The 23,236-nt window shown below is 74.6% G+C and carries 17 protein-coding genes; 14 read left to right on the forward strand and 3 right to left on the reverse strand.

Annotation, left to right across the window (positions count from 1 at the left end):
* Positions 1–35 precede the first annotated feature (35 nt).
* From AB4880_RS04065 to AB4880_RS04075, 3 genes are read left to right on the forward strand one after another with little or no spacing between them, the layout of a single operon-like run.
* Positions 36–497 (forward strand): phage tail protein, encoded by a 462-nt coding sequence (locus tag AB4880_RS04065; protein WP_367917923.1) that lies wholly within the window; start codon positions 36–38, stop codon positions 495–497.
* Positions 498–511: 14 nt separating this feature from the next.
* Positions 512–2,530 (forward strand): phage tail sheath C-terminal domain-containing protein, encoded by a 2,019-nt coding sequence (locus AB4880_RS04070; RefSeq protein ID WP_367917924.1) that lies wholly within the window; start codon positions 512–514, stop codon positions 2,528–2,530.
* Between the two features lie 8 nt (positions 2,531–2,538).
* Complete coding sequence (locus AB4880_RS04075; RefSeq protein ID WP_367917925.1) at positions 2,539–7,140, forward strand: eCIS core domain-containing protein; 4,602 nt, start codon at positions 2,539–2,541, stop codon at positions 7,138–7,140.
* A gap of 15 nt (positions 7,141–7,155) precedes the next feature.
* Here the strand turns inward: AB4880_RS04075 and AB4880_RS04080 are convergent, their stop codons facing one another.
* From AB4880_RS04080 to AB4880_RS04090, 3 genes are read right to left on the reverse strand one after another with little or no spacing between them, the layout of a single operon-like run.
* Positions 7,156–8,148 (reverse strand): hypothetical protein, encoded by a 993-nt coding sequence (locus AB4880_RS04080; protein ID WP_367917926.1) that lies wholly within the window; start codon positions 8,146–8,148, stop codon positions 7,156–7,158.
* A 10-nt stretch (positions 8,149–8,158) separates the two neighbouring features.
* Positions 8,159–8,482, reverse strand: a complete 324-nt coding sequence (locus AB4880_RS04085) for a hypothetical protein (protein ID WP_367917927.1) — start codon at positions 8,480–8,482, stop codon at positions 8,159–8,161.
* Entirely contained in the window at positions 8,479–10,008 is a 1,530-nt protein-coding gene (locus AB4880_RS04090) for an eCIS core domain-containing protein (protein WP_367917928.1), read from the reverse strand. Before AB4880_RS04090 ends, AB4880_RS04085 begins: the two co-directional genes overlap by 4 nt.
* A gap of 94 nt (positions 10,009–10,102) precedes the next feature.
* Here AB4880_RS04090 and AB4880_RS04095 point away from each other — a divergent pair, with 94 nt between their 5' ends.
* From AB4880_RS04095 to AB4880_RS04145, 11 genes are read left to right on the forward strand one after another with little or no spacing between them, the layout of a single operon-like run.
* Positions 10,103–10,588 (forward strand): phage tail protein, encoded by a 486-nt coding sequence (locus AB4880_RS04095; RefSeq protein WP_367917929.1) that lies wholly within the window; start codon positions 10,103–10,105, stop codon positions 10,586–10,588.
* Positions 10,585–11,577: a CIS tube protein gene (locus AB4880_RS04100; RefSeq protein WP_367917930.1), complete on the forward strand. Its 993-nt coding sequence runs from the start codon at positions 10,585–10,587 to the stop codon at positions 11,575–11,577. Before AB4880_RS04095 ends, AB4880_RS04100 begins: the two co-directional genes overlap by 4 nt.
* The gene (locus AB4880_RS04105; RefSeq protein WP_367917931.1) at positions 11,574–11,750 is read left to right on the forward strand and encodes a hypothetical protein; all 177 of its coding nucleotides are present in this window, start codon (positions 11,574–11,576) and stop codon (positions 11,748–11,750) included. The genes AB4880_RS04100 and AB4880_RS04105 overlap by 4 nt, the downstream gene beginning before the upstream one ends.
* Positions 11,743–12,852, forward strand: coding sequence for a phage late control D family protein (locus AB4880_RS04110; protein ID WP_367917932.1), 1,110 nt, complete (start codon positions 11,743–11,745; stop codon positions 12,850–12,852). Before AB4880_RS04105 ends, AB4880_RS04110 begins: the two co-directional genes overlap by 8 nt.
* A complete protein-coding gene (locus tag AB4880_RS04115; RefSeq protein ID WP_367917933.1) occupies positions 12,849–13,517 on the forward strand; it encodes a phage baseplate assembly protein V in 669 nt (222 codons plus the stop codon). Before AB4880_RS04110 ends, AB4880_RS04115 begins: the two co-directional genes overlap by 4 nt.
* Positions 13,518–13,521: 4 nt before the next feature.
* Complete coding sequence (locus tag AB4880_RS04120; protein WP_367917934.1) at positions 13,522–15,279, forward strand: hypothetical protein; 1,758 nt, start codon at positions 13,522–13,524, stop codon at positions 15,277–15,279.
* A complete protein-coding gene (locus AB4880_RS04125) occupies positions 15,276–15,680 on the forward strand; it encodes a GPW/gp25 family protein (RefSeq protein ID WP_367917935.1) in 405 nt (134 codons plus the stop codon). Before AB4880_RS04120 ends, AB4880_RS04125 begins: the two co-directional genes overlap by 4 nt.
* Before the next feature lies 1 nt (position 15,681).
* Positions 15,682–17,883, forward strand: a complete 2,202-nt coding sequence (locus AB4880_RS04130; RefSeq protein ID WP_367917936.1) for a putative baseplate assembly protein — start codon at positions 15,682–15,684, stop codon at positions 17,881–17,883.
* Position 17,884: 1 nt separating this feature from the next.
* Positions 17,885–19,888, forward strand: a complete 2,004-nt coding sequence (locus AB4880_RS04135) for a phage tail protein (RefSeq protein ID WP_367917937.1) — start codon at positions 17,885–17,887, stop codon at positions 19,886–19,888.
* Positions 19,885–21,369 carry a hypothetical protein gene (locus AB4880_RS04140; protein ID WP_367917938.1) on the forward strand — a complete coding sequence of 495 codons (1,485 nt, stop codon included), beginning with the start codon at positions 19,885–19,887 and terminating at the stop codon, positions 21,367–21,369. Before AB4880_RS04135 ends, AB4880_RS04140 begins: the two co-directional genes overlap by 4 nt.
* Positions 21,362–23,236 (forward strand): ATP-binding protein, encoded by a 1,875-nt coding sequence (locus AB4880_RS04145; protein ID WP_367917939.1) that lies wholly within the window; start codon positions 21,362–21,364, stop codon positions 23,234–23,236. Before AB4880_RS04140 ends, AB4880_RS04145 begins: the two co-directional genes overlap by 8 nt.

Consider the following 23,236-nt stretch of genomic DNA (forward strand, 5'->3'; position numbering starts at 1 on the left):
GACAACCCAGACACATCCCAGTGAGGAGCTGACCGATGCCCGTCCAGCGTGACAACCCCTACGGTGCCTTCAACTTCCTGGTCTCCCTCGGCGGCGCCCAGGGCACCGGCGACGAAGGCCAGATCGTCGGCGGCTTCAGCGACGTCAGCGGCCTCGGCTTCGAGGTCAAGTACGCCGAGTACCGCAACGGCAACGAGAAGGTCAACACGGTCCGCAAGGTGCAGAACACCTTCACCGTCGAGGACGTCACCCTCAAGCGCGGCCTGATCGGCTCGGCCGACCTGTTCGCGTGGCTCAAGGGCGTCCGGCAGGGCCAGATCGACCCGCGGCCGGTGACGATCACGCTGCTCGACGAGGCCCGCAAGCCGGTCGGCACCTGGAAGCTCAACAAGGCGCAGCCGAAGAAGTACACCGGGCCGACGCTCGCCGCGAAGGGCGGCACCGAGGTGGCCATGGAGGAGCTCGTGCTCTGCCACGAGGGCATCGACTACGCCTGATCCGGACCTGATCGATGACCTCCGTCGCCTCGCCCCTGGGACCGCTGGGCGCGCCCGGGATCCGGTTCGTCGCGCCCGATCCGGTGCGCACCCTCGTCGGCGTGCCGCGCGACGTCGCGGCCTTCCTCGGCGTCGCGCCACGGGGACCGGCCCGGCTGCCCGCCGTACCGCTGGCGGCGGACGCGGACGTCGCCAGCTGGCTGGCGACCGCGCCGCGGCGACGGTCGCAGGCGGTGGCGGTGACCAGCTGGGACGAGTACCGCCGGCTCTTCGGCGGGTACGACGGCCCCGGGCGGCTGCCCTACGCCGTGTCGGCCTTCTTCGCCGGGGGCGGCCGGCTCGCCTATGTGGTCCGCATCGTCCATGCGTACGGCGATCCGGTGGCCGACGCCGCCGGCTGCGCGCAGGGCCGGCTGGGCGACGTCGTGCTGCAGGCGCGCGACGAGGGTCGCTGGGGCAACGGGCTGCGCGCGACGCTGCGGTTCGACACCCGGCCGGTGACGCTGCGCGGCGCGACGACGACCGAGCTGGTCGTCGACCGACGCGAGTGGGTGCCGCAGGGCTCGCTGCTGCGGCTGACGACGGCCACGGGCGCGGGCGAGCTCGCGTGGGTCGACCTGTCGCTCGAGCAGGCCGACACGACCGGGCCGCGGGTGCACCGCGTGCTCACGCTCTCGGCGGCGGCGTCGCAGGCCCCGTCCGCGATCGAGGTGGTCACCGCCCGGCTGGAGGTGCGCGACGACGACCGCGACTACCCGCGCCGCGAGGAGCTCGCCGACCTCGGCCTGCGCGCCGACCACCCGCGCTGGCTGAGCCGCGCGGTGATCGACGAGTCGGCGCTGGTGTGGCCGGCGCCGGAGTGGACCGCGTCGGCGGTGACCGTCACCGACCTCACGCTCGCCGACGTCCCGCTCCACAGCAGTGAGCTGGGCGTCGTCGTCGACCACATGACCGGCGGCGTTGACCGCTGGCAGGACATCACCACCGCCGACTTCTTCGACCCGGGGTGGGTGAATGGCGACGAGTTGCCCGGCGACGGCGTGCAGTGCCTGGCCGACCGCGACGACATCGGGCTGGTGCTCGCGCCGGACCTCTACGACCCGTTGCCACTCGCCCCGCTGGACGACGTGTCCGACCCGCCGAGCATGTGCGGCCCGGACTTCGACGTGCACGTCGAGGACCCGCCCGCCGTACCGCCGCCGCCGGCGGAGCCCGGCCTCGACGGCCTCCGGCTCGACCCGCGGATGCCCGCCGAGCTGGCGGTGATCGTGCGCGCCCAGCAGGACCTGGTCGCCTGGGCCGAGCAGCGCCGCGACCTGACCGTGCTGCTCGACGTACCGACCGGCCTGGCGCAGCGGCAGATCCTCGCGTGGCGCAACGACTTCGACAGCGCCTACGCGGCCGCCTACCACCCGTGGCTCGACGTCGCGACGCCCACCGACCACCGCGACGCGCTGGTCCGGATCAACCCGTCGGCCTTCGCCGCGGCGGTCATCGCCGACCGCGAGCTCCGGCTCGGCGTCCAGCACGGCCCGGCCAACGCGATCGCCGTGGGCGCCGTCCGCGTCGCCGACGAGGTGCTGCCCGGGCAGCACGACGCCCTGCACGTGGCGGGCGTCGACGTCTTCGTGCCCGAGCGCGACGGGATCCGGCTCACCGGCGCGCGCACGCTGTCGCGGGTGGGCGAGCTGCGGCAGCTGAGCGTCGTCCGGCTGATGACGGTGCTGCGGCTGACGCTCGAGCGGCAGATGACGTGGGCGGTCTTCGAGCCCAACGGCCCCGACCTCTGGGCGGAGGTGCGCCGCCTGGTCCACGACCTGCTGACTCGGTTCTTCGAGGCGGGCGCCTTCCGCGGCGCGACCACGAAGGAGGCCTTCTTCGTGCGCTGCGACCGGACCACGATGACCCAGAACGACCTCGACAGCGGGCGCCTGGTCTGTCTGGTGGGGGTCGCGCCGGTCGAGCCGGTGGAGTACGTCGTCATCGAGATCGCACTGACCAGTGACAGCGTCCGGGTCGCTGCCTCGTCCTAGGCGCTGACGTGCACGCGCCGCCGACGCCCCGTGCCGAGCCGGAGGAGCGCAAGCGCCTCGGGGACGGCGAGCCGGTGTCGGCCGAGCTGCGGGCGAGTGCCGAGGCGGCGTACGGCGCGAGCCTGGCCGGTGTCCGCGTGCACACCGGGCCGCTCGCCGACGCCCATGTGCGCGGGCACGGCGCGCTGGCCACGGCCGAGGGCGACCGGATCGCGCTCGCGTCGTCGGTGCGGCCCGGGACGCTGACCGGTGACGCGATCCTGGCGCACGAGCTCGCGCACGTCGTCCAGCAGGGGGCGCGACAGGACGGCGGGGGAGCGACCGCAGAGACGGCGCCGCCCGGACCGGCCGGCGCGGAGCACGAGGCGCACCGCGCGGCGGCCGCCGTCCTGGCTCGGTCGGGGCGGCATCACGACGAGATCCGCGCGCGGGGCATCGACCCGCAGCCGGTCGCGGCCCAGGGCGCGCCGCCGCTGACCCGTGGTCTCGGCCTGCGGCTGCAGCGGTGCGGCGAGGACCCGGAGTGGGCGAGCTCGCGGACCGGCGAGGCTCCGACCACGCCGTCGCCGACGTACGCCGGGTCGCGGCAGGAGACGGTGGACGACCTCGGGATGTTCGACATCGTCCACGGCGGCGGCGGTGCTCGGCACGCGATCATCGACGGCGACGGCGACCAGTCCGCGGAGCTCGACCTGACGCTCCGGCCCGGCCCGGGCAGCACGTTCAGCGATCCGCAGACGATCGACGTCACCGCCCAGCGGCTCAGCAACACCACCGAGCACGCGAACCTGACCACGCAGCCGATCACCCGGTCGTTCGACATCAGCGGCGGCCGGACGTTCGACAACTCGCTGTCGCCCAAGCTGGTGCAGCGCACGGACGGCCACCAGCCGACCGAGATCCAGGCGACCGGCTCCGTCGGGCAGGCGTTCGCGTCGATGTTCATCGCGCCGCCGTCGCCGGACGGTCCCCGCGCCGACTACCAGGTCACCATCGACCTCGCCGACGACTACGGCAACCGGCATCGCCAGCTCGCCCCGCAGAGCTTCTCCTTCCCGCGCGACCCCGCCGACGTGTTCCCGGTGTTCCTGCCCGGCACGCCCCAGCAGGCGGGCTCGGTCTGGGCGCTCGACATCACGATGGGCCGCTTCGCCGACAACTACCGGCTCACGTTCTACAAGCCGGAGCAGACTTCCAACCGAGTGCGGATGGGCGTCAGCCCGTTGGCCGGCGGCGAGGCAGCCGGCACCGAGGCGATCGACGTCGAGACCGTCGGGCCGCTCGACGTCCGCGTGGTCAGCGCGCGCGGGCCGGAGCTGGCGATCGACCTCAACGGCGACGGACGGCCCGACATCCGGCTCTTCGAGCAGGTCACGCCGACCACGAACTACGAGTACGGCGCCACCCAGCGCGGGCCGGGCAACCAGCGCCGGCTCGTCCTGACGGTCACCGACGGCACCGGCGCCCGCACCTACGGCCGGTCGCAGCGCGAGGTCCGGCAGGGCAACTACACGGCCGAGGGCCAGAACCTCACCGACGAGATGGACGTCATCTCGGCCGCGGCCACCCCCGAGGGCCTCAGCCTGGCCGCGCAGGTGCCCGATCTCGCGACCGACGTGATCCGACAGCAGGCCGTCCTCACCTCGCTGCGCCGGGAGGCGGCGACCGCCGGGGTCTTCTCCGCGACGGCGTCCCAGTCCTTCGACCACCTGATCGACACCTACCTCGCGGCGCTGGCCGCGCCCGAGAGCGGGCGCCAGCAGGCGCTCGAGGCCGCCCATGCCGCGGCGCTCGCCTTCGACGCGACCTGGACCGCGGAGACCGCCTCGGCCACACACGAGACGCACCAGCATGCGAGGGGCGACACCTTCGACAGCGTCAGCAACCAGTACACGGGCTACGTCTCCGCCGACTTCACGAACACGGAGCGGGTGGCGAAGCGGATCGCCGACGCGCTCGCGGCGCACGACCTGGTGGGCGCGGGCCGGCTGATCAAGGACCTCGGCCAGCGGGTCGCGAGCTGGGTCGGCGCGCGCTACCGCGCCCGCGGGATGACCGAGCAGGCGGACCGGATCGAGGGCCTCCAGCAGCTGTCGGCGCTGCAGGACCAGCTCGTCGACAAGCCCGGCCTCAAGCGCGCGATCGCGGTCTTCCACTCCGCGCCGGAGTTCATCCGCACCGGCTCGCCCGGCAACGTCCCGCTGCGGCTGTACTACTGGAAGGAAGGGTCGCAGTGGATGCTGCAGGACCTGACCTACCCGTCGCGGCCCGACAGCATCGGCGTCCTGCGCGCACCGTTCACCGCCGGGCAGACCGAGCCGCCGCCCGAGCTCTTCGATCAGCTCAACGACAAGCAGCGCTTCCCCAAGGGGATGATCCAGTACGTCCTGGCCGGCCCGACCGGGCGCTCCGGCGTGGTGCGCACGACCGAGCCGTGGGAGATCGAGGACGTCGCCTCCTGGATCGCGCTCGGCCTCGCCGGGGCGGCGCTGCTCGCGGGCGCGGTGCTGACCGGCGGCGCCGCGGCGGTCGTCGTACCGATGCTGTGGGGGCTGTCCGCCACGGCCGGGGTGGTCGGCGCCGTCGCCGGGATGGTGCACGCGTCCGACCAGGGCCGGCTCACCGGTGGCCGCATCGTGCTGGGGCTGGCACAGATCGTCGGCAGTCTCGCCGGTGGCGCGGCGGCCGGCCTGAAGACCGTCACCGCGGCCCGGATGCTGCTCGCCGGGGAGGCGCTCGAGGCTGCGGGCGCGGTCGGGCGGGTGACGCCGTTCGCGTCCTCCCTCCGGGTGCTCACCATGGCCCAGGTCGGCGCCGACAGCGTCCAGGTCGTGCTCTCGGGCCAGGAGCTGGTCCACACGCTCAGCAATATCGCGAACTCGGCGATGTCCGACGGCGACAAGCTGCGGGCCTACGCCCTGGCGATCGGGCAGTTCGGCGTCACGACCGGGCTCAGCTATGTCGGCATCCGCGGCAACCTGCACGAGCTCGACACCGCTCTCAACAGCGCCCGGCCGCGGTTCATCCAGGCCGGAGGGGAGGTGCTGGTGCCCGGCCGGGCCACCGCGGCGGAGTACGAGGCCGAGCTCCAGCGCCACCTCGGCGCGACCGGCGAGCGGAACCCGGTCCGGGTGGTGCTGGTCGACCCCGACCAGATCGGCTCGTCGATCGGCATGACGCGGGTGACCCGCGTCGGCGGGCACTGGCAGGTCGAGGTGGTCGACGGCATCCACCCCTCCGCCATGCGCGAGGAGGCGATCCACCTCGAGCAGCTGGCGCTCGCCGACCAGAGCGTGGGCCAGGTGCGGGCGATGGCCGGCGGCGACCGGGCGGCGGAGGCCCAGCTGCTGCGCACGCGGCAGGCCGCGCAGACGTTCACCGACGTCAGCGGCCGGTGGGCCACGGCGTCCCCGGTCGAGCGGCTGCGCGCCCACGAGGCCCGCCTCGACCTCGAGATCGACGGCCAGCGCCGCCTCATCTCGCGGCTCCAGGCCGACGTCGCCAACCCGCCGGCGCAGGGCGCGGCCTCCCCGGAGGTCACCGCCGCGCTGATCGACAACGCCTACCAGACCCTCGACAACCTCCAGATCCGCCGGGCCGAGCTGGTGCCGGTGCGCGCGCGGGTCGAGTCCGAGCACCCGACGCACCTCGGCGACGTCGACCCGCAGCTCGACACCCGGCCCGACCTGTTCGCGAAGCGGCTGGTGCCGAGCTCGGAGGTGCCGCCGGCCTGGTACACGCTGTCGCAGGAGGACTTCATCCGCAGCTACAAGGCGCGCTATCCGGAGTCCAGCCTCGACGACGCCGACCTGGCCCAGCGCTACCTGCTGCGCCGACGGCTCAACCCCGACACCGGCCGGCTGGTCGACATCAGCCAGGACCGGGTCGAGGTCGCGGCGCGCTACCGGGGCACCGAGGAGCGGATGCATCCGTCGGGCTCGGACCGGATCAACATCAGCGAGGCCGACCGCAACCGGACGTCGGCGCTGCTCGCGGAGCGCGACGCCGCCCGCCGCGAGCGCGACCTGGCCAAGTCGCGGATCCCTCCCGACACCGAGGCCGCCAACCGGGCGCTCTACCGGATGGTCGACGCCAGCCGGCAGATCGGCGAGCACGCGGCCTCGATGTGGGTCAACCGGGCCTATCCCGGTCCGCCGCGCCCGGCCCTGCGCTATCCGTCGGGCACGGCGGTGTCGCGCTCCGGCGACTTCGACCAGATCTGGGAGTGCCGGCGCGGCGACCAGACGATCTGGGTGGTCGTGGAGGCCAAGGGCGGCGCCAGCGACCTGGGGTCGCGCCGGGTCGCGGGGCCGACCGGGCCCGGCTCCGGGCCGCGCGCGGAGCAGGGGAGCACGCCGTACTTCGCCGACATCCTGACCAATATGCAGCGCACGCCGGGGCTCGGGCGCAAGGTGGCCTCGCAGGTCGAGACCGCGGCGCGGACCGCGCCGGGCAGCGTGCACTACATGCACGTCTCGGCGCCGATCGAGTCGGTGCCGGCGGCATCGGGCACGGGTCTGAGCTCGCAGCTCAACGACATCTCGATCCGGGAGTTCGACATCACTCCGGCGGCCACCACGCCGACGACCACGACGACCGTCACGCCGTGACGGGCCTCGGCGGGCTCAGCGCTCGCCGCAGGACCAGCAGCGCACCGCGAGCGGGTGCCGCAGCGCGCCGCAGTGCCCGCACGGCACCCGGCGCCCGCCGAGCAGGTCGCCGAGCCAGTCGTCGAGCGCGAGCTCGAGGGGCGCGTCGGCGGTGAGGTCGCTCGCGCACCACACGCAGGTGCGCTCGGCCTCGTCGAAGGGCTCGGCGCACACCGGGCAGGCGATGATGCGCGCCGGGTCGGCCGCCGTCAGCGCCGGCGCGAGGACGGCGTGCCGCACGTCGCCGGCGCGCCCGAGCAGCCGGGCCAGCACGGCGATGCCGCACAGCTCGATGTCGAGGAACACCTCGGGCGTGTGGCCTGACCAGTGGGCGGCGTAGTCGTCGGCGGCCTCGACCAGCAGTGCGTCGGCGGGCTCGCCGGACGCCATCCGGTCGAGGACGGCGGCCTGCGGGACCACGAGGTCGAGCGCCGCGTCGGCATCGTGCCCGGACAGCCGGTCGGGGTCGGTCTGCTCGAGCGCGGCGACGACGGCCCCGCCGATGTCGCCGTCGCCGACCCAGATCGTGGCGATCGCGCGGGCCAGGTCGGCCTGGCCGGGCGCGCCGCCGGGCACGAACGCGTCGAAGCGCACCCGCGAGAGCCGGACGGCGGCGGCCGCGTCCTGCGCGGCGGTGGCGGCGAGCAGGCAGCGTGCCCACAGGCCGGCGTCGAGCTCGCCGGGGCTCAGGCCGGGCGGCGCGGTGAGGAGGTCGCCGCGGTAGGGCACCTCCGCCGAGCGGCCGCGCAGCGACTCGAGCAGGACGACGCCGAGCTGGCCGAGATCGCGGACCGAGTCGGCCAGGCCGGGATCGCGCGGGTCGGCGCCCGCTGCCCACTGCGCGGCGGAGATCGCGTCGAGGGCGGCCTTGCGGGCCTCCCAGGCCGCCGGGAGCGGTCCGGTGAACGCGAGGTCGACGCGACCGCGGAAGAAGTCGCGCTCGCTGGCGGCGTAGCCGGCATCGCTCACGATGGCGACCCTACCCATCCGCCGGGTCGTCGAGCGAGCGCAGCGCGGCGAGTGCCGCCGCGGAACCGTTGCGCCGCAGGCCGCGCTCGACGGCGCTGCGCAGGCCCTCACCGCCGCGGCGGTGAGCCGCGACGAGGGCGGCGATCTGGCCGTCGTCCCCGATCGCGCCGAGCAGCACCGCGGCAGCCTGCGCCGACGGCGTGTGCAGCGCCTCCACCAGGGCCGGTACGGCGGCCTCTGGGTGGGCGGTCAACCAGCTCTCGGCCGCCTCGATGTCCGGCGGATGCGTGCTGCGCAGCAGCGCGACGGCGTGCTCGACGGTCATCTCGCTCATGTCTTCAGCACCTTCCCGAAGTACTTCTCGACCTTCGTCACGAAGAGGGCGAGCGCGGCCGACGTCACCCGCGGGTCGATCCGGAAGCGCTCGTAGAGACCCTGCACGATCGCGATGCCGGTCGGGAGGGTGAACTTCGTCTTCACCAGGCTGATCTTGTTGTCGATGTTGTCGGCCGGGGTGATGCCGGTGACCAGGCCCTTCGCGGCGTCGGCCGCCGACAGCGGCTTCTCGAAGGGCACCTCACGCAGGGCCGCGTAGATCTCGGTGCCGATGTAGCCGAAGGTGTTCTTCTCCTCGGAGGTGTCCCAGGGTGCGCCGAGCGACGGCTCGGCCTTGTGCGCCTCGGCGTAGATGACGGCCTCCGCGCTCTGGTAGCGCTTGACGAACGACGGGTGGCCGGCGAGCTCGTGCACGACGGTCCGGACGACGTACTCGGGGTCGGACTCGGCGGTCTCGACGAAGCTCATCCCGAAGCTGATCGGGTCGCCCGAGAAGGCGTAGACGTTGGCTCCGAAGGCCGCCACCTCGCGTGGGGCCCACGTGAGGTTGGCGGCGGTGACCTTGAGGTCGGGCGCGAGCTTGTTGCAGGCCGTGACGACCTTGGCGATGACGGCGGCGGCGCGTGCGTTCCACGAGGACTGGTCGGCCGCGCTCAGCGCGTCCCACGCGTTGACGACCGTCGCGGGGATCGGGCTGGTCTTCTTGGTTTCCTCGTCGTGGGCCTTGGAGACGTCGCCCGCGCCGACGGTCGCCGGTGGCGGCAGGCCCTTGGCGGCGGCGTCGGCCTGTGCCTGCGCGAGCGCCGCGGCCTCGGCCTCCTTCTTCATCGCCGCGCCCTCGTCGGCGCCGAGCTGAGCCAGGGACTTGCCGGCCCGGGCCTCGACGGCGAGCCGCTGCACCCGGTCCTGCAGGTCGGAGACGAGGTCGCGGCTGGCCTCGAGGTCGGCGGGGGAGAGCGCGGCGAGCAGGCGCTGGATGCCGCTGTGGGCGTCGCCGGTCTTGTGGAACTCGGCGACGACCTTGTCGCGATCGGCCTCGCCGAGCTTGCCGTACGCGGAGACGATGGACTTCGCGTCGGCCGCGGTCAGCGGGTTGCCCGAGCGCAGCAGCGCGAACCGGTCCTTGGACCCGCCGCCGCAGAAGCCGAGCTTGAGCGGCGCGACCCCGTGCGTGGGGCGCCTCCCGCCGGGCGCCTGGCTGAGCTGCGCGGTGTGGACCAGCTCGTGGGCGACCACCTGGCCGGCCAGCGGGCTGTCGCCGATCGCGTGGGTGAGGCCGGTGTAGACGGTGTCGCCGTCGGTCGCCGCGACGAGTCCGTCGGGTCCCGCCACCGTGTACGGGTCGGTGTGGGTGTCGAAGCGGACGTGCGAGAGGTCGGCGCCGGTCAGCTCCTCGACCGGCGCGCGCACCGCCTCGGGCACGGGGCCGTCGCGGAGCACCGCGGCCGGCGTACGCCGTGCGCGCAGGCGGTGGGCCGCCTCGTCGGCCTCACGCTCGGCGGCGGCGCGATCGAGCGGGCGCATGCGGCGAGCCTGCTCGGAGCACGTCACGCGGCCGTCACCGTGCGGCGCGCGATCGGTGACGCACACGTGACGTCCCGCCCCGAACCTGGGAGACGTGGCGCGCGACGACAGGCTGCTGACGACGTTCCGGTTCGAGGTGACCTTCGACCGGGCGACCGGCGACGGCCCGCAGCAGCTGGGCGACGGCGGCTTCCAGGAGGTGTCGGGCCTCGAGGTCGAGATGGACGTCGGCGAGTACGCCGAGGGCGGCCGCAACGACGGCGCGGTGCGGTGGATCGGCCGGGCGAAGTACCAGCCGCTGGTGTGCAAGCGCGGCATGTTCGGTCCGTCGGGCGGCGACGCCGAGTCGGAGATGTGGCAGTGGCTGCAGGACGTGGTCGCGGGCGTGCGTCCGGTGCGGCGCTACAACGGCACGATCCGCGTGCAGGACCAGGCCGGCGCGACGATGGCGGTGTGGCGCTTCCAGCGCGCGCTGCCGGCGAAGATCGTCGGCCCGGCGCTCAACGCCAAGAGCGGTGAGGTCGCCATCGAGGAGCTGCACCTCCAGCACGAGGGCCTCGTCCTGGAGGGGACGACGTGAGCGCGCTCGTGAAGGCCGAGCTGCAGGTGCTCGACAAGAACGACCGGGCCACCGACACCATCCCGGTGCAGTTCAACCCGACCACGATGCAGCTGCAGATGACCAACAGCGTCGACGGCGGGACGTCGCGCGGGCGCCAGACCCAGCAGTACAACGGCAGCGCGAGCACCCAGCTCAGCCTCGACCTGCAGTTCGACACGGCCGAGGAGGGCACCAACAGCAACCCGGTCGACGTACGGACGCGGACCAACAAGGTGCGCCAGTTCGTGCTTCCCGGCGGCACCAGCTCGAAGCAGGCGCCGCCGCGGGTGCGCTTCCGCTGGGGCACCTTCGAGCTGACCGGCGTCATGAACAGCCTCAGCGAGGAGCTCAGCCTCTTCTCCCGGGACGGCGTGCCGCTGCGCTCCAAGCTGAGCGTCCAGATCAAGGAGCAGGACGCGCGCTTCGCGGCGCTGGAGTCCGGCCCGGGCGCCAACCAGGACGCGAGCGACGGTCCGGTCGACCGTGCGGCCGCCGCGCTGGCGGGCGAGTCGGCGGCCGACTTCATGGCGCGCAACGGGCTGCCGCCCGAGGCCTGGCGGGGACTCGGCGCCGCGCTCGACGTCTCCGGCGGCATCGAGCTGCAGGCGGGCATGACGATCGGCTTCGACAGCAACCTGTCCGCCGGTGCCGGACTGGGCGTCTCCGCCGGCGTCCACCTCGGTCTCGACGTCTCCGTCGGCGCCTCGCTCGGACTGGAGGCGGGGGTCGGTGTCGACCAGGGTCTCGCGCTCTCGGCCGCGGGCGGGCCGACGCTGGCGTTCGCGCAGGAGCAGGCGACGCTGTCGCTCACGGCCGTCGACGCGGCGCGCGTGAGCTTCGGCGGCACGGCCACGGCGTCGGGGGCGTTCTCGGCGTCAGCGGAGGCGCACGTCGACGCGCGGGCGACGTCCTTCGGTGCGGGCGTGCCGTTGCGGGCCGGCATCGACGTCGAGGGGAGCCTGGGATGACCGTCCACATCGGACAGGTGACGTCGGAGGTGCACTCCGCCGCGCCCGTCGTACCGGATGCGCCGGCCCAGCAGGAGACGCCGGCCTGGGAGGAGCGGATGCGCGTCGCCGCCCTCGTCGAGCGGGTCGCCCGCGACCGGGCCCGCACCGCGACCGGGGGCATCGATGACTGAGCTGACCACGCTGCCGGGCGCCCACCCCTACGCCTCGCACGCCCCGATCTTCACCGTCGACCACCGCCACCGCGGCGAGCTCGCCCGCGACCTGCTCCGGATGGACGTCTGCGAGGGCACGCTCGGGCTGCGCACGCTCGTGGTCCACCTGCACGCGGTCGGTCCGGCGAGCGACGGCTCCGCCGGCGATCTCTCCTACCTGGACGGCGAGATCGTCCACCTCGGCAGCACGCTCGACGTCACGATCGGCCCGCCCAGCGGGGAGCGGAAGATCTTCCACGGCGTCGTGTCGGCGCTCGAGCTCGGGTTCACCGAGGGCGGGCCGCCGATCGTCAGCCTGTACGCCGAGGACGCGCTGATGAAGCTGCGGATCAGCGAGCGCACCGCCCGCTACGAGAGCCTCAGTGACGCCGACATCGTCCGCGAGGTGGCCTCGGCCCACGGCCTCGCGTTCGAGGCGCACGGCGTCACCGGGCCGACCAACCCGCTCGTGCAGCAGTGGGAGGAGTCCGACCTGGCGTTCGCGCGCGGGCGGGCGGTGCGGCTCAACGCCGAGCTGTGGGCCGACGACGACGACAAGATCCACCTCGCCGAGCGCGGCGACCGCCCCGGCACCGAGATCACGCTGGTGCAGGGCAACGAGCTCATCGCCGCCGAGCTGCGGGCCGACGTCGCGCACCAGCGCACGAAGGTGACCTACCGCGGCTGGGACGACAAGGCCGTCGAGGCCGCCACCGGCGACGCCGAGGTCGCGATCGTGCAGGCCGAGGTCGCCGGCGGCGGCAAGCTCGGGCCGGACGTCGTCGGCGACATCTTCAGCAAATCCGATCTCGTGCGGTCGCGGAGGGACACGCTCACCTCCGCGACCGCGCGTGCCTACGCGGAGGCCGAGATGCGCCGCCGGGCCAGGGGATTCGTCACCGTCGAGGGGACGACGAGCGGCACGCCCGAGCTCGTGCCCGGCGCCAAGCTCGACCTGCGCCGGGTGGGCAGGCCCTTCGAGGGCGCGGGCTATCGGTGCACCTACGCGCAGCACAGCTATGACCTGACCACCGGCTACCGCACCCGGTTCCGCGCCGAGCGACCGGAGCTGGCGTCGTGAGCGCGCACGCCGTCGAGCATCCGGGTCAGCTCTTCCACGGGCTCTACCCGGCCACGGTGACCGGGCTGCAGGGCGATCCGGACGGCCGGCAGCGGATCGAGGTCGAGTTCCCCTGGCTGCCGGACGTCGGCTCCGGACCGCCCCGTGCGTGGGCCACGATCGTCACGCCGTACGCCGACGACGACCAGGGCTTCCAGATGCTCCCCGAGGTCGACTCCACCGTGGTGGTGGGCTTCCAGGCCGGCTATCTCGACCATCCGTACGTCGTGGGCGCGGTGTGGAACGGAAAGGCGGCGGCGCCGGAGTCGTTCAGCAACAGCAACGACAAGCGGCTGATCCGCAGCCGCGCGGGCAGCAGGCTCGAGTTCGACGACACGGCCGGCGCGGTGAAGGTCACCGTCGAGACGCCGAGCGGGCACCACCTGGTGCTCGACGACGGCCAGGGCAGCGTCGAGGTGCGCTGCGCGAGCGGATCCACGATCACCATGAACATGGCGGGCGGGATCCGCATCGAGGCGGCCAGCACGATCGAGGTGTCGGCCGCGATGGTCACCGTCGACGCGCCGATGAGCCGGTTCACCGGGATCGTCGAGTGCACCACGCTGATCGCGGACGCGGGCGTCGTGTCGCCGTCGTACACGCCGGGTGCGGGGAACGTGTGGTGACCCGATGACGCCCACGACCACGACCATGACCACGACCACGTCGATGACCACGACCACGACCATGACCACGTCCACGACGACGTCCGGGGCCACGCCGACGCCCGCCGCGACCGCGGTGCGGCCGACGTCCACCTGGCGGCTGGTGGCGCCCTGGTACCGCTGGGACCTCGCCGCCCACCCCGACCCCGCGCGCGCCGCCGAGGCCGGGCGCCCGGTGCTGCACAAGTTCGTCACCTCCGACTTCGTCAAGGACTTCCTCGCCGACCCGCAGCGATCGGTGGTGTTCGACCCGGCCGTCGACGTCCTGCAGAAGGTGACCGCCATCCCCAAGGGCACCGTGCCCGGCAAGACGACGCGCAAATGGATCGCGAGCACCCGGCTGACGCCCCACCCGAGCGGGATGCGCAAGCTCTTCCTGCCGGCGCACCAGCGCTTCTACGTCGTCGCCGTCGAGCTGCACTGCGACCAGCCGGGCTTCCCGCGCGTCGACCCGGCCGGCGTGGCCGAGGTCGGCTTCGTCGTCCGGCGGCGCCGGGCGCAGGTCCCCGCCGAGCTCGCGGTCGAGGCGGCGCACCTGGTACGGCAGGCCAAGTTCAACGAGTCCAAGGCGGGCGTCGCCGCCGCCCGCGACCTGTCGCGCGTGCTGCACCCGTTCCGCAGCGAGGCGCGCGCCCGCGTCGCGTCGGGGCCGGCGGCGCTGCTGGCGGCGGCGCGGCAGGCCGAGCTCGACACCCGGCGGCTGCGCACCTGGGCCGAGAGCAACGGCATCGAGCAGACCACCGAGGGCTGGACCCCGCTGGGAGAGGGCAGCATGGGTGCCTGGGTGGCGATGCCGGACGCGCCCGAGGAGGTCGTCGAGCGCACCTACCCGATGCGGCGGCTCGCCCCCGATCCCACCGATCCGGGCCATGCCGCGCACGACGGCACGATCTACTACGCCGTCGTCCCGACCAGCAGCGACGAGGTCGACGACCGCGGCGCGGCGCGCTTCAACGACGAGGACACCTACGAGATCCGGGTCTTCGCCCGCACCAAGGACGGTGACTGCCCCGGCGACCTGGTCTGGTCGGAGGCCTCGCAGCCGTTCCGGATCGCGTCCTTCTACGACCCCGCGGGCTGCGCGCAGCGCCCGACCGAGGTGCGACTCCCGGACTTCCGCCAGCTCGAGGCGAGCGACGCCCCGCCCTCGGTGCGGATGAGCGCGCCGCCCAACTCGACGCTGCGCTTCCTCAAGGACGGCAAGACGCCGACCAGGGGGGCGAGCAAGGGGCCGGCGCAGATCTGCTTCTTCTCGATCCCGCTGATCACGATCATCGCCTTCTTCGTGCTCAACATCTTCCTGCCCGTGGTGATGTTCGCGTTCGGGCTGTGGTGGATGCTCAAGCTCAAGTTCTGCATCCCGCCCTCGATCGAGGTGGAGGGCGAGATCAGCGCGGCGCTCGACGTGCAACCGCCGGAGATCAAGCTCAAGGCGGGTGTCGACGTCGACGTGCTGCCGGGCACCGACCCGGCCCAGCTGATCGACGCGCTCAAGCACGCCTTCGACCCGGTGGACCCGGAGCTGGGGCCGACGCCGCCGGCCTGGCAGGTCGGCGCGCACCTGATGGACGGCGCCACGCCGCTGTTCTCGCCCAACGCGCTGCTGCAGGTGGCGATCCGCAACGGCTACGGCCGCGCGACCGAGCTCGAGGCGAGCCCGGTGTTCGCGGGCGGGGTGACCTACACCGCCCGCGTCCGGTACGACGAGGTGGTGCACCCATGAGCGAGCCGACGGTCGTCGAGCGGCGCCTGGGCCGGGGCCCGGCGTTCCCGGTCCGCCCGGACCTGCTGCGGGGCGACGTGCAGTACCGCTCCGGCGCGGAGAAGGTGCGCCAGGCGATCGAGCTGGTGCTGCGCACCGAGCCCGGCGAGCGACTCATGCGGCCGCGCTTCGGCTGTCCGTTGCGGCAGTTCCTCATGGAGCCCAACACCGTGGCGACCCGCAGCCGGCTGGAGCGCGCGGTGACCGACGCGCTCACGGCGTACGAGCCGCGGATCAAGGTCGACCAGGTCGTCGCCAGCCCGGGCGACGACCCCTCGCTCATCCACCTGGCGATCCGCTACCAGCACGTGCTCGACGGCAGCGAGGCGACGCTCGTCTACCCGTTCTACCTGGAGGTCTGAGATGCCGCTGCGCACGCCCGTGCTCGACGACCGCTCCTACGCCCAGCTGCGCGACGAGCTGGTCGCCCGGATCCCGGTCTTCGCGCCGGAGTGGACCGACCACAACCCGAGCGATCCCGGCATCACGCTGCTGGAGCTGTTCGCCTTCCTGGGCGAGAACCTCCTCTACCGGTTCAACCAGATCCCCGACGCGACGAAGGTCGCCTTCCTCGACCTGCTCGGCATCCCGATGCTGCCGGCGACCCCCGCGACCGGGCTGGTGCGCTTCGAGACGAAGGAGCCGGCGGGCGTGCTCGTCGAGCAGCACACCCGCGTGCTGGCGGGGGACGTGCCCTTCCAGACGCTGCGGGAGGTGACCGCGTGGCCGATCGGCGCGCGGGCCGCGATCCGGATGCCGGTCACCGAGGAACTCGACCGCGAGACCCTCGAGTACGTCGGCCGCGCGGCGGCCGCGGTCGGCGCGTCGACGACCGAGATCCGTGCCTACCGCACCAGCTGGGGCGCCTACGAGCCGATGAAGCCGGGTGGCGACGTCCTCGACCCGGCGACGTCGATCGACGGCACGCTCTATGTCGCACTGACGAGTGCGCTGCCCGACCTGACGGCGCTCGCCGGCGGCCGGGTGACGCTGGGCTTCGTGCCCGAGAGCGACGTCCCGACGATGCAGGTGCGGGCGCTCGATCCGTGCGCGGGCGAGGGGCAGGCGCCGCCGTCGCCGCCGATGGAGTGGCAGGTCGCGACCGTCGTACCGGTAGCGGGGGCGGCGGATCCCGCGACAGCCGACCCGATCTGGCGGGCGCTCGACGTCGTCGGCGACACGACTGCCGGGCTCACGGGGCCGGGCGTCGTCGAGCTGCGGCTGCCGGCCGACCTGAGCGACATCGGCGTCTACGTTCCCGCCGACCCGGAGGCGCTCGGCGCCGGCGACCAGCCGCCTCTGGTCGAGGACACCGAGCTGCAGCGGACGATCGTCGCGTGGCTGCGCGTGTTCCGCCCCGGTGGCGGTGCGATCCCGGCGGCCGAGTCGGTCGTCGTCAATGCGGCCGCGGTCGAGCAGTCGGTGACCTCGACGGCGGAGTTCCTCGGCGTCGGCACGGGGGAGCCCGGCCAGACGCGCTCGCTGGTCCATGCCGGCGTCCTGGGCGATGTGGTCGTCGACGTGGAGGAGCAGGGCCGCTGGGTGACGTGGGAGCACGTCGACGACTTCCGCGCGTCGGGCATCGACGACCGGCATGTCGTCGTCGACCGCGAGTCCGGTGCCGTCTCCTGCGGCGACGGCCGGCGCGGCCGGGTCTGGCAGGTGGGAGAGCGGATCCGGGTGCGTTCCTACCGCAGCGGCGGCGGCGCCGCGGGCAATGTCGGTCCGCTGGCGATCAAGGCCGCGCCGGACTGCCCGAAGGCGACCGTGGTCAACGACCTGCCGATGCGCGGCGGCGCCGACGCCGAGCGGCTGCCGGACGCGATGGCCCGCATTCCCGCGGAGTTCCGCACCCGTGACCGTGCCGTGACCGCCTCCGACTTCCGCGAGCTGGCGGAGCGGGCCGGCGTCGCGCGGGCCGAGGTGCTGCCGCTCTTCCACCCGCTGACGCCGCACGAGACCGCCCCCGGGGTCGTGTCGGTGGTCGTCTGGCCCCGGGTCGACGTCGCCCACCCGACCGCGCCGCGGCCCGACCGGGTGCTGCTCGACCAGGTCTGCCGCTACCTCGACTGCCGGCGGCTGGTCACCACCGAGCTGCACGTGATCCCCCCGACCTACCGGCGGATCGCGGTGTCGGTGGGCGTCACGGTGCTGCCGGGCCACGGCGCCGAGGCGGTACGACGCTGGGTCGAGCGGGTGCTCCGACAGCTGCTCGCGCCGCTCCCGCCGTACGGACCGGCGGGGCGGGGGTGGCCCCTCGGCCGTCGCGTGTTCGCGCCCGAGCTGGAGGCGGCGGCGCTGCAGGTCGAGGGCGTGGAGTACCTGACCCCGTCGCCGATGCCGGGCAGCGGCTGCCTGGTCGGCATCCGGCTCGCCGAGGAGACCGCACCCGGCGTCTGGTCCGAGCCGCTGTCGCGGTCGATCGACCTCGAGGCGTGGGAGGTGCCCGAGCTGGTGGCCGTCACGGTCGTCCAGGGCGAGGCGCTCCCGCCCGGGCAGGTGGTCGACCCGCCGACGCCGACCGGGCCCGCCGTACCGGTGCGGTCGCCGCTGGAGGTGTGCTGACGTGGACGCGCTCGCGCTGCAGGGACGTCCGGCCTCGCTCGTGGGACCGGACGCGTGGCAGCGCTGCGTCCTCACCGACACGTCGGTCGACGGCACCGGCGCGCTGACGCTGGCCTGGAGCGTCGCACCGGCGCCGCCCAGCCCGCCCGGAGGCTGTACGGCGCGCGGCCTGGCCGTCGACCGGATGTGCCGGATCCACCGGCTGGTCGACGGGGTCGTCGAGCGGCTCGTGGTCGGCCCGACGGATCGCGGACTCGACTATGCCCGGCTGCCCGAGCCGACCCTCTTCCTGGGCGGAACCCCGGCTCCGGTCGTGTCGCGCGGCGACTTCGTGGCGGCCACGTCCGCGCCGCTGCTGGATCCGGTCGGCATCGCGATCGACGGGCAGGACCGGATGTTCCTCGCCGACGGGGCTGCCCGGGCCGTCATCGTGATCGACCTGTGGGGGCGGCGGGTGCTGCGCCGGATCCAGCTCCACGGCGTGGCCTCGGGGCTCGCCGCCCGCGGCGGACTCGTCTACGCGGCGCTCGGACCGGCCGGACTGGTGCGGTTCTCGGCCCTCGGCGAGCCCACGGACGTGCCGCTCACGCTGCCGCCGGGCGCGGTCGCGCGGCGGGTCGCCGTCCTGGACGACGGGACGCCCGTCGTCCTCGCCACCGACGCTGCGGGGGAGAGCTGGCTGGTCGCCGACGGCCGCCCGCCGCTGGCCGTCGGCGGCGCGTCCGACCTGCTCGTCGACCCGGACGGCGTCGTGGTCGTCGCGCCCTGCGCCGTCGGGCCGGGGGAGAGCGCGCTGCTACGGCGGTTCGTGCCCGGGCCGGCGGACTGGCGCCCCGAGCATCCCCTCGACGCGACCGGCTACGACGGGGGCGGCATCTGCGTCACCGGCGACGGCCGGATCGGGTACTTCACCGCGGCCGGATTCCGGCTCGCTGCCCGGGTGCGCGTCACCTATGCGCTGCGCGGCGGGTGCGCGACCTACCGCCTCGACAGCGGGACCCCTCGCAACCGCTGGGGTCGCGTCCTCATCGAGGCATCGGTGCCGGACGGGACGGCGCTGTCCATCGCCACCGCCACCGCCGAGGAGCCCGACGCCGCGCCCCTCGTGTTCCACCCGGGCAACGCGATCGAGCCGCTGCACCGCCGTCCCGACCCGGTCACGCCCTGGTGGCAGGGCGATTCCTGCTACGCGACCTTCGAGGCGCCGGCGATGGCGCCGCCCGGGCGCTACCTGTGGGTGACCGTCGCGCTCACCGGCAACGAGCGCCGCACGCCGCGCGTGCACGAGCTGCGGGTCGAGCACACCGCCCACCACCTGATGCGGCGGCTGCCGGGGGTGTTCTCGGCGGACCCGGCGCAGGCGGACTTCCTGCAGCGCTACCTCGCGACCGTCGACGGCGTCCTCCACGACCTCGACCTGCGCGCGCGCTGCCGTGACATCCTCCTCGACCCGCACGGGACGCCGGCCGAGGCGCTGGACTGGCTCGCGTCCTTCCTCGGGCTCGTCCTCGACGACCGGTGGGCCGAGGCCGCGCGCCGCCAGCTGGTCGCGGAGATCGCGCCCCTGTATCGGATGCGCGGCACCCTCGGAGCCCTCGGCCGCTACCTCCAGCTCTACCTCGCCGGGGAGCGGGCCGGCGACCCGGCCGCGGCGCTGCCGATGCCGGTGATCCTGGAGCACTTCCGGCTGCGCGGGCTGTCCGCGTCGTACGCCGGGCACGCGCACCGGTTCACCGTCCTGGTGCCGATGCCGCTGAGCGCGGAGGCGGAGGACGTCGTCCGGCACGTGCTCGACACCGAGCGTCCCGCCCACACCGCCTACGACCTCTGCACCGTCGAGGCCGGGCTGCGGATCGGCCACGGCGCCCACCTCGGCCTGTCCACCATGATCGGCCCGACCGGCGCGTTCGAGCGCGCCGTCGCCGGCCAGACCGTCCTCGGCCGCCGCTCGATCCTCGGCCCGCCGACGCTGCCGCTGCTCGGACCGCTCACGAGGGTCGGGTGAGCGCGATGACCGACGTACGGATCGGCCGCTTCCACGCCCGCTACCACCAGGTCACGCCGGAGCACTCGCTCGCGCTCGACCGGGCCCTCGCCGACCTCGCGGGCGGCGCGCTCGACCCTGCGCTCGACCCTGCGCTCGACCAAGCGCTCGCGGCGGCGGCCGGACCGGAGCTGGCCCGGGTGTGGGCCGTCTGCATCCCGGAGGTGCGCGTCGACGTCACCCTCGGCGACGGCTCCGTCGCGGCCTGGACGGCGGCGTGGGCGAACGCGGTCGCCGGGGCGGTCCGTGCGGCGCTCGCGGGCGTCTCCGCCACCGCCCCACGCCATCGCGCCGGGGGCGACGCGCCGGCCCGCCCCGCCAGCGGCCCCGTCACCCGACCCGTCAGCGACCCCGCCGGCCGCCCCGTCAGCCGCGCCGCCGCGCCGTCGGTGGCCGAGGAGCCGGTCGACGCGGCACCGGCCGCCGAGCGCCCCGACACTCACGCCGACGCGGCCGACCGGAGCGACGGGAGCGAGCCCGAGGTCGTGGTCTTCCCGACCCGGGGCGAGGCCCTCGTCGACCTGGTCCGTCGAACGGCCCTCGCCGACCGCCGCCACCTCTGGGCCTGGCGCCAGTGCGGCCTCGGCACCGACGTCCTCACCGCGCTGCTCGCCGAGCCGCTGCTCGTCCCCGGCGTCCTGCGCGCGGTCGGACCGGACCTCCTCGGCCGCGTCCTCACCCCGGCCGAGCTGGCCGCGCTGGCCGCACGGATCGCGTCCGCCGCGGGTCTCGGGGGCTCCACCGGCGTGGCCGCGACCGTCGTGAGCCCCGCCGCGGCGCGGGCGGCGGCCGTCCTGCCCGGGGGAGCACGGGACTGCTCCGCCGCCGCCCACCGTGACCTCGCCGTCCTGGCCGCGCTCACCGCCGCGCCGGGCCGCGCGGCCGACCCGTCCTTCGTGGCGGCCGTCGCCACCGCCCTCGCCGCGTCGCCGGCCGACCCCGCGCTCGCCCCGGTGACCACCGAGCCCGAGCCCGACCTCGAGGTCGAGCCCGACCCCGACGGCGAGCCCACGGCCTGGGGCGGCGTCTGGTTCCTGGCCCACGCGCTGCCGGTGCTCGACCTGGTCCCAACCGACGACGCGCCCGCGCTGGCGCTGGCGATCGCGGCGTTCACCGGCGCGCCGTACGACGACCCGTCGGTCCGGCTCCTCTGCGCCCTCACCGACGACGATCCCCGCGACCCCGACCCCGTGCAGGAGCCCGACCCCGCGACCCTGGCCGTGCTCACCGGCTGGCTGGCCGAGCGCTTCGCCCACCGGACCGACGTCCCCGCGCCGGACGACCTGTGGCGGCGCACCGCCCGGATCCACCGCCACCCCGGCGAGCTCGAGGTCGGGTACGCCCTCCGCGACGTCGACCCCGTGGTCCGCGCCGCAGGCCTCGACCTCGACCCGGGCTGGTGCCCGTGGCTCGGCGAGAGCGTGAGGTTCCGCTATGCCTGACCGGCTCGCGCCCGTCGCCGACGCCTTCGCCGCGCTCGCCGCGGGCGAGCTCGCGGCCGCGTGCCGCCAGGCGGTCGCCGACCTGCGTGCGACCGGCTGGGCCGGCAGCGAGGTGCTCGACCGGCTCGCCGACGCCTACGGGCTCTCGCCCTTCGAGGCCGACCTGCTCGTCCTCACCGGGCTTCCCGAGGAGCACGAGGCGTTCGCCCGCCTCGCCCGCAGCGCCCATCCGCTGGGGGAGTCGCGGCTCTCCATCGGCGCGGTCGCCGCGACTCTCGGTCTCGACGCCGGCGGGCGCGCGCACCTGCGGGAGGTGCTGGAGACCGGGCCGTTGGTGACGCACGGCCTCCTCCTCGCCCCCGGTGCGGCGCCCCTCCCGGACCGCGGCCTCCACCTCGCCGACCGCCTCTGGAGCCTGCTCCGCGGCGGCACCGCCTGGCCCGCCGGCGTGGAGCCGATGCCGGTCCCCGTGATGGCCCCCGAGGACTTCCCCGAGGACCGCTTCGTCGCGGCCACCCTCGCCCACCGCGACCAGGCACACCTGGTCCTGCTGAGCGCCGAGCGCGGCCGGACCGTCACCGACCTCGCCGCCCATGCCGTCAGCGCGCTCGGTCGCGCGGGACGGCGCGCCGTCGTCCTGCCGCCTGCCGCGCTCGAGGCCCCGGCCGTCGGCCCGCATCTCGTCGCGCGCGGCGTCGTCCCGGTCGTGGCCGGCGCGTGCGAGAGCCCGCCGCTCCCGCGTCATCCCGGTCCGGTCGTGGTGTGCGTGCCCTTCGGCCGGTCGGGCGCGGTCCTCGACGAGCGGTCGGTGCTCGAGCTCGGCGTCGCCGCGCGCTCGCTCGGCGCCGAGCAGCGGATGTGGCAGACGCTCGTCCCCGAGCTCAACGGAGCGTCCGGCCGGCTGGCCGGCGTCCTCCGCGTCGACGCGGCGACCGCGACCCACGCCGTCGAGGACGCCCGGCTCGCCGCCCGCACCGGCCACGAGAGCCTCGGCGTCCCGCAGATCGTCGGTCGCGCCCGCCGCCGCTCCGACGCCCGCCTTCCCGCGAGCGTCCGCCGCAGCTCGCCGACCACCGGCCGCGCCCGTCTCGTCACGACCGAGCGCAATGACGCCCTGCTGACCTCGCTGCTCGACCGGATGCGCGGCCAGGTGCGGGTCCTGCACGAGTGGGGCTTCGCCGGGGTCGGCGGCGTCCGTGGCGTCCGCGCGCTGTTCAGCGGGCCGCCGGGCACCGGCAAGACGCTGTCGGCGCAGATCCTCGCCGCCGAGCTGGGCCTCGACCTGCTCTCCGTCGACCTCTCCGCGCTCGTCTCGAAGTGGCTCGGCGAGACCGAGAAGAACATCGGCGAGGTGTTCGAGGCCGCCGAGCTGTGCCAGGCGGTGCTCTTCTTCGACGAGGCCGACGCGATCTTCGGCCGCCGCACCGACGCGGGCGATGCACAGGCGCGGTGGGCGAACCTCGAGACGGCCTACCTGCTGAGCCGGATCGACGAGTTCGACGGCCTCGTCGTCCTCGCGACCAACCTGCGGAGCAATATCGACGAGGCGTTCGTACGACGTATCGACGTCATCATCGAGTACGACGACCCCGAGGTCCCCGAGCGCGAGCGGCTCTGGCGCGCGCATCTCCCGGACCAGGCCCCGCTCGCCGCCGACGTCGACCCGCGCGAGCTCGCCGAGCCGTACGCCGTCAGCGGCGGCGTCATCCGCAATGCGGCCCTCTCCGCCGCCTTCCACGCGGCCGAGCACGGCCGCGAGATCACCCAGTCGATGCTCGTCGAGGCGCTGCGTCGCGAGTACGACAAGTCCGGCCGGACCTTCCCCGGCGCACCCCGCATCCCGGTCACGTCCTCAGGAGGCAACTGA

Origin of the sequence: Nocardioides ginsengisoli, from assembly GCF_039537225.1 — a bacterium.
Classification (GTDB): domain Bacteria; phylum Actinomycetota; class Actinomycetes; order Propionibacteriales; family Nocardioidaceae; genus Nocardioides; species Nocardioides ginsengisoli.

What these genes read in the sequence shown, in the direction of transcription:
- AB4880_RS04065 (WP_367917923.1), top strand. Translation starts at nt 36, where the DNA reads ATGCCCGTCCAGCGTGACAACCCCTACGGTGCCTTCAACTTCCTGGTC.
- AB4880_RS04070 (WP_367917924.1), top strand. Translation starts at nt 512, where the DNA reads ATGACCTCCGTCGCCTCGCCCCTGGGACCGCTGGGCGCGCCCGGGATC.
- AB4880_RS04085 (WP_367917927.1), bottom strand. Translation starts at nt 8,482, where the DNA reads ATGAGCGAGATGACCGTCGAGCACGCCGTCGCGCTGCTGCGCAGCACG.
- AB4880_RS04090 (WP_367917928.1), bottom strand. Translation starts at nt 10,008, where the DNA reads ATGCGCCCGCTCGATCGCGCCGCCGCCGAGCGTGAGGCCGACGAGGCG.
- AB4880_RS04105 (WP_367917931.1), top strand. Translation starts at nt 11,574, where the DNA reads ATGACCGTCCACATCGGACAGGTGACGTCGGAGGTGCACTCCGCCGCG.
- AB4880_RS04110 (WP_367917932.1), top strand. Translation starts at nt 11,743, where the DNA reads ATGACTGAGCTGACCACGCTGCCGGGCGCCCACCCCTACGCCTCGCAC.
- AB4880_RS04120 (WP_367917934.1), top strand. Translation starts at nt 13,522, where the DNA reads ATGACGCCCACGACCACGACCATGACCACGACCACGTCGATGACCACG.
- AB4880_RS04125 (WP_367917935.1), top strand. Translation starts at nt 15,276, where the DNA reads ATGAGCGAGCCGACGGTCGTCGAGCGGCGCCTGGGCCGGGGCCCGGCG.
- AB4880_RS04130 (WP_367917936.1), top strand. Translation starts at nt 15,682, where the DNA reads ATGCCGCTGCGCACGCCCGTGCTCGACGACCGCTCCTACGCCCAGCTG.
- AB4880_RS04145 (WP_367917939.1), top strand. Translation starts at nt 21,362, where the DNA reads ATGCCTGACCGGCTCGCGCCCGTCGCCGACGCCTTCGCCGCGCTCGCC.